Source organism: Streptomyces sp. NPDC054863, assembly GCF_053610825.1.
Map to the genome: position 1 here is coordinate 1 of NZ_JBSGZD010000273.1, position 10,650 is coordinate 10,650.

A 10,650-nucleotide genomic window follows, 5' to 3' on the forward strand; every position below is an offset into this window, starting at 1 on the left:
CACATGACGTGAGGTCATGTCGTGCGAGGTCATCGGGTGTGAAGTCTGCTTGCGCGCGCTCCGCGCAGTTGATTAGGTTAGCCTTGCCTTCCTAGCTGGAGGGCCAGAGGCATGGGCGCTGCCGTGGCGACGGATTTCGACTCTCCCGTCCGCACCGCCGATGCGCCGACCGCGCCGATCCTCGCTGGAGTCGTCCGATGAACCAGTCCTTCCCGCCCGGGCGCAGCCGCGCCGACCGGGCCGCGCGGCCCGGGGCGGGGCACCCGCCCGTGGCCCCGACGGCGCTCCCCACGGGCGGGACCGCATGAGCCGGGAAGACCACAGGCACCGCCACCTGGAGCGGATAGCCGAGGTCCGGGCGGGGCGGCAGGCCGAGGACGTGGCCTACCCGATCCGCATCCGGGAGACCGAGGTCCTGCGCACCACCACGGTCGGCTCCGGGCTGATCCGGGTGACCCTGGGCGGCGAGGGGACCGAGGGGTTCGAGGCCCATTCGCCCGACGAGCACGTGAAGTTGTTCTTCCCCGACGAGGACGGCACGCTGCGGCTGCCCGAGCCGAACGGGCTGATGCTGCGCTGGGCGGGGGCCGCCGCCGCCACCCGCCAGTACACCGTGCGCCGGTACGACCCGGACACCGGCGAGATCGACATCGACATCGCCCTGCACGAGGGCGGACTCGCCTCGCAATGGGCGAGCACGGTCGAACCGGGCGCCGTCATGCCCCTCGCGGGACCGCCCGGCGGGATGATCGTTCCGCACGCGTACGACCGCTATCTGCTCGCGGCCGACCTCACGGCGCTGCCCGCCCTCGCCCGCCGGCTGGAGGAGCTGCCCCGGCACGCGAAGGGCTGGGCGTTCGTCGAAGTCGCCGATGCGGGCGAGGAGATCGAGCTGGACGCCCCCGCGGGCTTCGAGGTGCACTGGCTGCACCGCGGCGGCAGCCCGGCGGGCACCGGCGACGCGCTGGCACGGGCCGTGACCGCGGTGACCGTACCCGAGAACCAACGGGTGTACGTGTGGGCCGCGGGCGAGGCCGGGCAGCTCAAGCCGCTGCGCCGCTGGGTCCGCGACGAACTGCGCCTGGCCAAGGCCGACCACGACATCACCGGCTACTGGAAGTGCGGCGTCTCCAACTTCGACGACGACCACTGACCCGCACGAGCCGTACCCGGACATTCACGCAGCGAGCAAGGAGCCCCACATGTCCATACGCAGAACCTCCGGCCCGGCAGGCGCCGTCGTGCTGGCCCTGGTCCTGGCCGGATGCGGGTCGTCGGACGCCTCGTCGGGCAGCGCCTCGGAAGCCTCCGGCAAGGGGAAGACCCGGGTGTTCGCCGCGGACAACGGGAAGATCACCATCCCGGCCGCCCCGAAGCGCGTGGTGGCCACCGGCTACGCCGTACCCGTGATGATCGAGGCCGGCGCCCCGCTGGTCGGGATCTCCTCGTGGAAGCGCGGCGAGCCGATGATGAACGCGCAGGACCTGGCCGCGTACAAGAAGCTCCCCAAGGTTGCGGGCGAGCAGGCGGCCGAGACCAACTACGAGGCCGTCGCCGAGGCCGACCCCGATCTGATCGTCATCGGCGTGCCCGCCCCGGTGCTCGGCGACATCGACGTCAAGCGGCTGGAATCCATCGCCCCCGTCGTGGCGATCGGCCCGACCGTGCCGGCCGCGTGGCGCGAGCAGTCCAAGAAGCAGGCGGACGCCGCGGGCGCGCTGAAGAAGTTCGACGCGGGCAAGAGCACGTACGAGACCAAGGCGGCCGGGCTCGCCGCCAAGTACAAGGACGTGCTGCCGCAGCTCAAGCTGGGCCACCTCGGTGCGTACGGCGAGGCCGCCAAGGGCACCTTCCAGCGCGAGTTCGGCAAGTCCTGGGGCACCAACATCGCCGAGGACATGGGCGCGAAGTACTACGGCAAGGTCAAGAAGCCGGGCCCCGGCTCGCACGCGGTCAGCGAATACCCGTCCGTCGAGGAACTCCCTGCCTCCTTCGAGGACGCCGAGGCCATCACCTACTCCGTGAAGCCCGACGGCAGCCTCCCCGAGTCCGTGAAGTACGCCATGGACTCGAAGCTGTGGAAGAACCTGCCCGCCGTCAAGGCCGGCAAGACCTTCCCGCTCCGCTACACCGAGGCGGCGACCTACGGGCAGGCCGTGCAGACCCTGGACGCGATCGACAAGTCGCTCGCCCCGCTGCTGAAGAAGTGACCGTCACCGGCATCGCGCCCGAAGCGGCGCGCACCCGGCGGACCGCACCTCAACTCGGCCTGCTCATCGGCGGGTTGGCGCTACTCGCGGTGGTCGTCGTGCTCAGCATGGGCGTGGGAGCCCGCCCGGTGGCGCCCGGCGAAGTCGTCCGTGCGCTCTTCGACTTCGGGGGCACCGACGACCACCTGGTCGTACGGGACGTCCGGGCGCCCCGCGCGCTGCTGGCCGTCGCGGTGGGCGCCGCCCTGGCGGTGGCGGGCGCGCTGATCCAGACGCTGGCCCGCAACCCGCTCGCCGAGCCCGGCATCCTGGGCGTCACCGCGGGCGCCGGATTCGCCGTCACCCTCGGCTCGGGGCTCGGCCTCGCCGCCGGACAGGCGGGCGAGCTGGGCTGGGCCGTCACCGGCTCGGTGCTCGCCGCGCTGCTGGTCGCCGCAGTCGGACGGCGCTCGCCGCTGCGCCTGGTGCTCACCGGCGTGGCCCTGACCGCGGTGCTCAGCGGTGTCGCGCTGGGCATGCGGCTGATGCTGCCGGACGTCTTCGACGCGTACCGGTTCTGGTCGGTCGGCTCCCTCGCCGCTCGCGAACAGGCCCCGCTGGCCTGGCCGTTGACCGCGATCGCACTGTCCCTGCTCGGCGCGCTGCTGCTGAGCCGGGCGCTGAACGCCCTGGCACTGGGGGAGAGCGTGGCGCACACACTGGGTGCGGGGGTGAACCGGGTGCGGGCCGCCGCACTCGTACTGATCACCGTCCTCAGCGGGGCGGCGACCGCGGTGGCCGGGCCGATCCTCTTCGTCGGGCTGATCGTTCCGCACCTGGTCCGCAGACCCGCGGCGGGCTCGGTGCCGTGGCTGATCCTCCACACGATGGTCCTCGGCCCGGTCCTGCTGCTGGTCGCCGACATCGGGTCGCGGGTACTGCTCCCCACCGGCGAGGTGCCGGTGGCCGTCGTGACCGCCTTCCTCGGCGCACCCATGCTGATCTGGGCGGTACGCCGCCACGGGGCGGGGGCGCTGTGACGACTCTCGTACTCGGGCGCGGGCCGGGGCTCCGGGTCGAGCGCCGCACGGCGGTGCTCGTCCCCGTCATGCTCGCCGTGATGCTGGGCCTCGGCCTGCTCGGGCTCTGCTACGGCGCGTCCTGGTCCCCTCCCGGAAGGGTCATCTCCGTACTCACCGGCGCGGAACGCTCCGTGGTGATCTCGGACTGGCGGCTGCCACGCGTGCTGGCCGGGCTGGTCCTCGGCGCCGCCCTCGGCGTGGCCGGAGCCCTCTTCCAGAACCTGACCCGCAACCCCATGGGCAGCCCGGACGTGATCGGCCTCGACGCGGGTGCCTACTCCGGCGCCCTGCTCGCGCTCACCGTCCTGTCCGGCACCTCCGCGCAACTGGCCGTCGGCTCGGTGCTCGGCGGGCTCCTCGTCGCCGCCGCGATCTACTTCCTCTCGTTCGACAAGGGCTTCTCGGGCCTGCGCCTCGTGGTGATCGGCATCGCGCTCAACGCGATGGTGACCGCGGTCAACTCGTGGATCGTGCTGCGCGCCGACCTGGAGGTGGCGATCGCCGCGGTCGGCTGGAGCGCGGGCTCGCTCAACGGCGTGGGCTGGGCCGACCTCGGCATCCCGTTCTCCGTGATCGCCGTACTCCTCGCCGTGATGGCCACCCGGGCGCACTCCATGCACCAGGCCTCGCTCGGCGACGCGATCGCGGTGACCACCGGCGTCGGTCTCGACCGGCTGCGGCTGCTGATGGTGCTCGTCGGCGTCGGCTGTACGGCCACGGTGACGGCGGTCGCGGGACCGATCGCGTTCATCGCGCTCGCCGCCCCGCAGATCGGCCGCCGGCTCGCGGGCGCGGCCGGAGTACCGCTGCTCCCCGCCGCACTGGCCGGGGCGGTACTGCTCCAGGGCGCCGACCTGCTCGCCCAGATGCTGCTCGCACCCGTCGCGCTGCCGGTCGGCGTGGTGAGCACCGCGATCGGCGGTTGCTATCTGATCTGGCTGCTGACGAAGGAGGTGAGGCGCGCATGACCGCACGCCCGACCACGGAACAAGCCGTACGGGAGTGCCCCGCACGCGAGCCGGCCGCACGCCTGACCGCGCGGGACATCACCTTGCGCTACGGCGACCGGGTGGTGTCCACACGGCTGAGCGTCGACGTCCCCGACGGTGCGTTCACCGCCGTCGTGGGCCCCAACGCCTGCGGCAAGTCGACCCTGTTGCGCGCACTGGTCCGGCTGCTGCGCCCTGACGCCGGGCAGGTGGAATTCGACGGCCGTGAGGTCGGCGGCTACCCGGCCAAGGCACTGGCCAAGCAACTCGGCTTCCTGCCGCAGGACCCCCTCGCCCCCGACGACATCCTGGTCCGCCAACTGGTCGGCCGAGGCCGCTTCCCCCACCAGTCGCTCCTCGCCCTGTGGTCGCCGGACGACGAGAAGGCCGTCACGGAAGCGATGGCCGCCGCCGGTGTCGCCGACCTCGCCGACCGGCCGGTGCAGGAGCTGTCCGGCGGACAGCGGCAGCGGGTGTGGATGGCCATGGTCCTCGCCCAGCAGACGCCCTATCTGCTGCTCGACGAGCCGACGTCGTTCCTGGACATCACTCACCAGTACCAACTCCTCGGCCTCCTCGCGGAGCTGCGCGACGAGGGCCGCACGGTGATCGCCGTCCTGCACGACATCAACCAGGCGTGCCGCTTCGCCGACCACCTGATCGCGATGAAGGACGGCCGGGTGGTCGCCGAGGGCGACCCCACCGACGTCGTCGACGCCGCCCTGATCGAGCAGGTCTTCGACCTGCCGAGCCTGATCGTCCCCGATCCGGTCACGGGCACCCCGATGGTCGTCCCCACCCTCCACGGAGCCGCCGCACGCAAGCGGTCGTGACGGCTACCGTTCCTCGCGGCTCGCCGACTGGTCAGGGTGAAGGGCGTCCAGGATGAGGGCGAGGCCGAAGGCGAACTCGTCGGCGTAGTCGTAGCCGGGCAACAGGGCGTGTCCCGTGGCCAGTTCGGCGAGGTGGGGGTAGGTGTCGGCGGGCATCTGGGACAGGATGGCGCCCGCCACCTCGTCGAGCTCCGCCTCGCCGTGGAACGGCAGGCTCTGTTCCTGGAGCACGAATCCGTACAGGTAGCTGTCGATCAGTGAGACGGCGTGCGCGGTCATGCGCAGGGAGAAGCCTCCCGCGCGCAACGTCCCGATGACGGCGTCGTGGTGGCGCAGGGTCGCGGGGCCCGGACTGCTGCGGGAGTCCATCAGGCCGACCGCCCAGGGGTGGCGTCGCAGGACGGCACGGGCGGATTCGGTGCGGCGGCGCATGGCGGTGTGCCAGTCCGTGTCGCGTCGCGGCAGTTCGATCTCGGCGAACACCGCGTCGACCATGCCGTCGAGGAGGTCCTCCCGGCCCGCCACGTGGTGGTAGAGCGACATCGCCTCGACGCCGAGCGGTTCGGCGACGGCCCGCATCGTCAGCGCGGCCGACCCCTTCGCGTCGGCGACCGCCACCGCGGTGCGGATCACCCGTTCCCGGCTGAGTGGGACCCGCGCCGAAGTCTCGCGTTGACGACGATTCGTGCCGCTCATCTGCGGCTCCTTCCCGACCTGTTGACTGCCTTACAGCATAAGGCTAGCTTCCCTTACGTCATAAGGTCGGCTTGTCGGTGAAAGGGACGCGCCATGGGCACGGAACGTACGAAGAAGGTCTGCGTCGTCGGAGCCTCGGGCAAGCTCGGCCAGTACATGGTCCGGCACGCGCTGGAGCGCGGGTACGAGGTGGTCGGGGTCTGCCGGGAGCGCAGTGTCCCCAAACTCGCCGCGTACGAAGGCCGGATGACCGTCGTGCCAGGACCCACGAATGATCCCGAGGTGATCCGGCGCGCGGTCGCCGGATGCGACGGGGTGCTGACGGTGCTGGCGCCGTGGGGCGTGCAGAGCTACTCGTCGGGCACGGCGCAGGCGGTCCTCGACCATGCCCGGCCGGGTGCCCGGCTGATCTTCTCGTGCGGCTGGCACATCACGCGAGACGGCGAGGACCGGTACTCGTGGCTGTTCAGGCTGGGTGTGCGGGTGGCCGCCGTACTGGGCAAGCTGGTACGGGCCGTCGAGCTCGACGACCAGGTGGAGGCCTGCCGCAGGGTGTTCGCCAGCGACACCCGCTGGACGGTGGTGCGCGGCAGCACGCTGGAGGAGGGCGAGAGCCAGGGCCTGCCCGTGTGGAGCAGGCACGTGGGGGACCCGGTACTGGCCGGCGACCGGACGCGGCGGGTCGACTTCGCGCTCTTCATGGTGGAGGCGCTCACCGACGACGCGCTGGTGCGGGAGGCCCCGGCGATCGTCGGCTGCCGGACCCCCAGCGCTCTCGCGCACGCGGGTCGATGAATTCGATGCGTGGTCCACGGGCATGATCCCGGTTCCGGCGAGGCCCTGCCGGTCTGTTGGCCAGGGTGGCGAACAGGAAGGGATCCCGATGCCCTGATGGGCTGACGTAGCATCAACTACGGGTACTGGTAGGGGACATGCGTCGCACGGAAGCGGAGGATGGATGGCCGGCCGGTCGGATCGCGCGGTGCTGATGGCGTCGCTGCGGGTCCGGCTCGGGCTGGTCGCGGTTCTCGGTGTGCTCGGAGTCACCGTGCTCGGGGTCATGTACGCGGGCCACGGTCGGCCCGGTGCGCTGGATGCGTGGATCATCGCGCCGACGGCGGACAGCATCGAGTCACCGTGGCGACGCGTCGCTCTGGCCGTGGACTTCCTGGGCGAGCCCGTGGGCGCGGCGGCGCTGGTGGCGCTGGCCGTGACCGGGTGTCTGCTGCTGCGGCGGTCCCGGGCGGCGGTGCTCGTCGTGGTCGGGCCCGGCCTGACCGTGGGGGTGACCACCGGGCTCAAGTACGTGGTGGGACGCACCATCCACGGCGACAACCTCTCCTACCCGAGCGGGCACACCGGCTTCCTCACCGCGCTCGCCCTCGCGGTGGCGCTGTGCGCGGCCGGGTGGTTCGGTCTCGGCAGAGCGGCAGGGGCGCTGCTCGTGCTCGGTGCGGCGCTGGTCGCGGGGGCCGCCATGGGGTGGGCGCAGGTCGCGCTGACCGCGCACTACCCGACGGATGCCATGGGCGGGTGGTGCACCGCCCTGGTGGTGGTACCGGCGACGGCCTGGGTGGTCGACAGGGTGGCCGACGCCGGTGCACCAGAGCGTCGCCACGTCAGGACAGGCGACGGAACACGGGTTTGACCGGCCGCCCACCCAGCCACGGTGTGGGATCACCGGAGTCCAGCGCCTTGCGGTACACCGCGCACGCCTGGGACACCACGTCGACCGTGCGGGCGATGTCCGCTTCGTCGAGGGCGCTGCTCACCACGAACGAAGGGGCGAGCACTCCGCCCGCGAGGAGTTGGCGCAGAAACAGCGTGCGGTACTGCTGCGACGGCTGCCCCTTCTCGTCGAGGGTGGCGAAGACCAGGTTGCTGGCCCGGCCCCGTACGACGACGTGGTCGGCGACGCCCATGGTGGCCGCGGCCTCACGGACCCCGGCGGCCAACCGCTCGCCGAGGGAATGCAGTCGGGCGGTGATGCCCTCCTCGACGTAGGTGGTCTGCACGGCCATCGCGGCGGCCAGGGAGTGCGTCTCCGCGCCGTGCGTGGTGGAGAGCAGGAACACCCTCTCGCCGGAGTGCCGCAGCCCGCCCCGCTCCATCAGGTCCCGCCGCCCGGCCAGGGCGGAGACGGCGAACCCGTTGCCCAGCGCCTTGCCGAACGTGGAGAGGTCGGGGACCACGCCGTACAGGCCCTGTGCGCCCGCCTCGGACCAGCGGAGACCGGTGATCATCTCGTCGAGGACCAGCAGGCAGCCATGCCGGTCGGCCAGTGCCCGAAGGCCCTGGAGGTAGCCCGGAGCGGCGGGTCCAACGGGTTCGACCGGCTCGACGGGTTCGAGGATCAGGCAGGCGACCTCGCCCCGGTAGCGGGTCAGCAGCTCCTCCGTGGCGGCCAGGTCCCCGTACGGGAAGGAGACCGTCAGTTCGGTGGTCGCCGCCGGGATTCCGGCGGACATCGGCGTCGTACCGATGAACCAGTCGTCGACGGAGAAGAAGGGGTGGTCGCCGCACACGGCCACCCTGGGGCGGCCGGTGACCGCGCGCGCCAGGCGCACCGCCGCCGTGGTGACGTCGGATCCGTTCTTCGCGAACTTCACCATTTCGGCGGTCGGCACGGTGGCGAGGAAGCGTTCCGCGGCCTCGACCTCGATGATCGAGGGCCGGGCGAAGTTGCTGCCGCGGTCGATCTCCCGGCGCACGGCCTCGTTCACGCGCGGGTGGGCGTGGCCGAGGCTGACCGACCGCAGGCCGGACCCGTACTCGATGTAGCGGTTGCCGTCGACGTCCCACACATGGGCGCCGCGGCCGTGGCTGATGACCGGGGCCAGGTGCTCGGGGTACTGGTCGTCGCCCTTGGCGTAGGTGTGCGCGCCCCCGGGGATCAGGGCGTGCAGGCGCTCGTTCGCCGCCTGCGACCGGGGGAGTGCGAACTCTTCGGTGTCCACGCCGACTTCAGCTCTCTTTCCGCTTCAGGTCCTGCTTCAGGGCCTCGGCCAGGCTCGGTGCCTCCCGGTCCCTCGGGGACATCAGCGCCGGTGGCAGCGGCCACGGAATGGCGAGTTCCGGGTCGTCGAAGGCGATCGTCACGTCCTCGGCCGGGTCGTGCGGGCGGTCGATCCGGTAGGAGGTGTCGGCGGGCTGGGTCAGCGCCTGGAAGCCGTGCGCGCACCCCGCCGGGACGTAGAGCGTCCGCTGCGTCGTGTCGGACAGCTCGAAGTAGGCCTGCTTGCGGTACGTCGGCGAGTGGGGCCGCAGGTCCACGACGACGTCGAAGATCCGCCCGTACGAGCACCGCACGAGCTTCGCCTCCCCGGCGCCGGAGCGCAGGTGCATGCCCCGCAGCACCCCCCGGGCCGAACGGGACACGCTGTCCTGGGCGAAGGCGTCCGGGTCCAGGCCCACCGAGCGGAGCACGTCGGCGTCGAAGGTGCGGCAGAAGAAGCCGCGCTCGTCGGTGTAGGGCGTCGGCTCGAAGAGGTACGCGCCGTCGATGTCCGGGACTTCGGTCGCCTTCATGGAGTCTCCCGCGGTTGGTCGTGGGCGCCCGCCGGAAACAGGGCCCTGGTCAGGTCGAGGAATGCGTCCTGGAGTTGACGGACCGCTTCCTGATTCCGTTCGGCGAGGGTGCGTCGTAGTTCCGTCGCGTGCTTCTCCAACTCGCGGAACTGTACGAGGAGGTGGTCGGCGTCGACCTCGCGGGCCGGGTGGCAGTACGCACCGAGTCCCATCCGGTCCATGAGCGCGTCGCTCTTCGCCGCATAGCTGACCGCGAGCGTCGGCGTACCGGCCTTCAGCGCACAGACCAGGTTGTGGTAGCGGGTGGCCACCACGGCCTCGGCAGCCGCCGTCTCCTCCATGAGGTCGGCCAGCGAGTTCGCCTCCGCAGCGGTGACCAGCGGCGAGTCCACCGCGTCGAGGATCGCGTCGACCACCTGCGCGTCGCACGCGTCGCCGGTGAGCAGCCGCACCCGCCGTCCGTCCTCGGCCAGTGCGCGGACGAAGCGGATCGTCCCGTCGACGTAGCGGCGGTGGATCTCCTCGGCACGGTCGCGGTCGTCGTTGCCGCCGTGGAAGTCCATGACGCCGACGCAGACCGGACCAGGGGGCGCGCTCGCCTCCGGCGCCGGCAGGGCGAACGCGAGGTCCGGACAGACCTTGTCGCGCGCGGTGTCCACACCCATCTCCCGCATGGCGTCGCGGGACAAGACGTCCCTGTACGTCCGGTACGCGGCCAGCTTCGCCGACCAGCGCACCAGTGCCCGGGTCGCCCGGTCCCGGATCGGCGCGGCCCCGACACCGACCAGCGCGACCGGGGTGCGCAGCAGCCGCCCGCTCGCGCAGAGCAGGAACAGCGCGTACGGGAAGCCCCACGGCCGCAGCGGCAGCGTGGCCTCCAGGACGCCCATGCCCGGCACGATCACCACGTCGTGCCGCCGCACCCAGGCGGCGGTGCGGGCGGCGTCGACGAGCTTCCCCACGCCCTTCGCCGCGACCGCGCCCGCCCGCGACGCGGTCCGGTACTCCCCGCGGTTCCAGTGCAGCCGTGTCGCGGGTATCCCGTACCGGGCCGTGATGATCTCGGGCCCGCCGCACAAGGCGTCCACGACCGCCTTCGGGTGCTCGGCGCGCACATACCCGAGTACGGCTTCGAGGGACCCGTCGTTGCCGAGGTTTCCCGAGCCGAGCAGGCCGAACACCCCCACCCGCACAGGGATTTCGGGGGAGGCCGTGGTCACGCCTTCCTCCCCTCGCGCCCCGCGACCAGCGCGTCGACCGAGACCGCGAGCAGCGCCGGGTCGACCGGCGCCCGGTCCTCGACCCGCTCGCCGGTGCCCGGCCGGGCCCGGCT

At 72.2% G+C, this 10,650-nt stretch carries 11 protein-coding genes and 1 pseudogene; 7 read left to right on the forward strand and 5 right to left on the reverse strand.

All coding sequences use genetic code 11. The features are described from left to right. The first annotated feature begins 304 nt into the window (after positions 1-304). The 5 genes from ACWGIG_RS31530 (at position 305) to ACWGIG_RS31550 (ending at position 5,093) form a co-directional block, all read left to right on the forward strand. Positions 305-1,153 carry a siderophore-interacting protein gene (locus ACWGIG_RS31530; RefSeq protein ID WP_453325105.1) on the forward strand — a complete coding sequence of 283 codons (849 nt, stop codon included), beginning with the start codon at positions 305-307 and terminating at the stop codon, positions 1,151-1,153. Positions 1,154-1,202: 49 nt separating this feature from the next. After that, positions 1,203-2,210 carry an ABC transporter substrate-binding protein gene (locus ACWGIG_RS31535; RefSeq protein ID WP_453325106.1) on the forward strand — a complete coding sequence of 336 codons (1,008 nt, stop codon included), beginning with the start codon at positions 1,203-1,205 and terminating at the stop codon, positions 2,208-2,210. Beyond that, positions 2,207-3,229, forward strand: coding sequence for a FecCD family ABC transporter permease (locus ACWGIG_RS31540; RefSeq protein WP_453325107.1), 1,023 nt, complete (start codon positions 2,207-2,209; stop codon positions 3,227-3,229). The genes ACWGIG_RS31535 and ACWGIG_RS31540 overlap by 4 nt, the downstream gene beginning before the upstream one ends. Positions 3,230-3,297: 68 nt before the next feature. After that, positions 3,298-4,239, forward strand: a complete 942-nt coding sequence (locus ACWGIG_RS31545; protein ID WP_453325115.1) for a FecCD family ABC transporter permease — start codon at positions 3,298-3,300, stop codon at positions 4,237-4,239. Then, positions 4,236-5,093 (forward strand): ABC transporter ATP-binding protein, encoded by an 858-nt coding sequence (locus tag ACWGIG_RS31550; protein WP_453325108.1) that lies wholly within the window; start codon positions 4,236-4,238, stop codon positions 5,091-5,093. Before ACWGIG_RS31545 ends, ACWGIG_RS31550 begins: the two co-directional genes overlap by 4 nt. A 3-nt stretch (positions 5,094-5,096) precedes the next feature. On the opposite strand, the gene ACWGIG_RS31555 is transcribed toward ACWGIG_RS31550, so the two are convergent. Next, the gene (locus ACWGIG_RS31555) at positions 5,097-5,789 is read right to left on the reverse strand and encodes a TetR/AcrR family transcriptional regulator (RefSeq protein ID WP_453325109.1); all 693 of its coding nucleotides are present in this window, start codon (positions 5,787-5,789) and stop codon (positions 5,097-5,099) included. A 93-nt stretch (positions 5,790-5,882) separates the two neighbouring features. On the opposite strand from ACWGIG_RS31555, the gene ACWGIG_RS31560 reads away from it, so the two are divergent. Together ACWGIG_RS31560 and ACWGIG_RS31565 are read left to right on the forward strand one after the other, a co-directional pair. Next, on the forward strand, positions 5,883-6,584 hold the full coding sequence (locus ACWGIG_RS31560; protein WP_453325110.1) for an NAD(P)-dependent oxidoreductase: 702 nt from the start codon (positions 5,883-5,885) through the stop codon (positions 6,582-6,584). A 163-nt stretch (positions 6,585-6,747) separates the two neighbouring features. Beyond that, positions 6,748-7,437 (forward strand): phosphatase PAP2 family protein, encoded by a 690-nt coding sequence (locus tag ACWGIG_RS31565; protein ID WP_453325111.1) that lies wholly within the window; start codon positions 6,748-6,750, stop codon positions 7,435-7,437. Here the strand turns inward: ACWGIG_RS31565 and ACWGIG_RS31570 are convergent. The 4 genes and pseudogenes from ACWGIG_RS31570 to ACWGIG_RS31585 all read right to left on the reverse strand — a co-directional run. Further along, positions 7,409-8,746, reverse strand: a complete 1,338-nt coding sequence (locus tag ACWGIG_RS31570; RefSeq protein WP_453325112.1) for a glutamate-1-semialdehyde 2,1-aminomutase — start codon at positions 8,744-8,746, stop codon at positions 7,409-7,411. The genes ACWGIG_RS31565 and ACWGIG_RS31570 overlap by 29 nt on opposite strands. A 7-nt stretch (positions 8,747-8,753) precedes the next feature. Further along, positions 8,754-9,317, reverse strand: coding sequence for a dTDP-4-dehydrorhamnose 3,5-epimerase (gene rfbC, locus ACWGIG_RS31575; RefSeq protein ID WP_453325113.1), 564 nt, complete (start codon positions 9,315-9,317; stop codon positions 8,754-8,756). After that, positions 9,314-10,537 carry a polysaccharide pyruvyl transferase family protein gene (locus ACWGIG_RS31580; RefSeq protein ID WP_453325114.1) on the reverse strand — a complete coding sequence of 408 codons (1,224 nt, stop codon included), beginning with the start codon at positions 10,535-10,537 and terminating at the stop codon, positions 9,314-9,316. The genes rfbC and ACWGIG_RS31580 overlap by 4 nt, the downstream gene beginning before the upstream one ends. Next, positions 10,534-10,650: pseudogene (locus ACWGIG_RS31585) on the reverse strand (glycosyltransferase family 2 protein); the annotation flags it as partial. The gene ACWGIG_RS31580 and the pseudogene ACWGIG_RS31585, both read right to left, overlap by 4 nt.

What these genes read in the sequence shown, in the direction of transcription:
- ACWGIG_RS31565 (WP_453325111.1), top strand. Translation starts at nt 6,748, where the DNA reads ATGGCCGGCCGGTCGGATCGCGCGGTGCTGATGGCGTCGCTGCGGGTC.
- rfbC (WP_453325113.1), bottom strand. Translation starts at nt 9,317, where the DNA reads ATGAAGGCGACCGAAGTCCCGGACATCGACGGCGCGTACCTCTTCGAG.
- ACWGIG_RS31560 (WP_453325110.1), top strand. Translation starts at nt 5,883, where the DNA reads ATGGGCACGGAACGTACGAAGAAGGTCTGCGTCGTCGGAGCCTCGGGC.
- ACWGIG_RS31535 (WP_453325106.1), top strand. Translation starts at nt 1,203, where the DNA reads ATGTCCATACGCAGAACCTCCGGCCCGGCAGGCGCCGTCGTGCTGGCC.
- ACWGIG_RS31550 (WP_453325108.1), top strand. Translation starts at nt 4,236, where the DNA reads ATGACCGCACGCCCGACCACGGAACAAGCCGTACGGGAGTGCCCCGCA.
- ACWGIG_RS31530 (WP_453325105.1), top strand. Translation starts at nt 305, where the DNA reads ATGAGCCGGGAAGACCACAGGCACCGCCACCTGGAGCGGATAGCCGAG.
- ACWGIG_RS31545 (WP_453325115.1), top strand. Translation starts at nt 3,298, where the DNA reads ATGCTCGCCGTGATGCTGGGCCTCGGCCTGCTCGGGCTCTGCTACGGC.
- ACWGIG_RS31555 (WP_453325109.1), bottom strand. Translation starts at nt 5,789, where the DNA reads ATGAGCGGCACGAATCGTCGTCAACGCGAGACTTCGGCGCGGGTCCCA.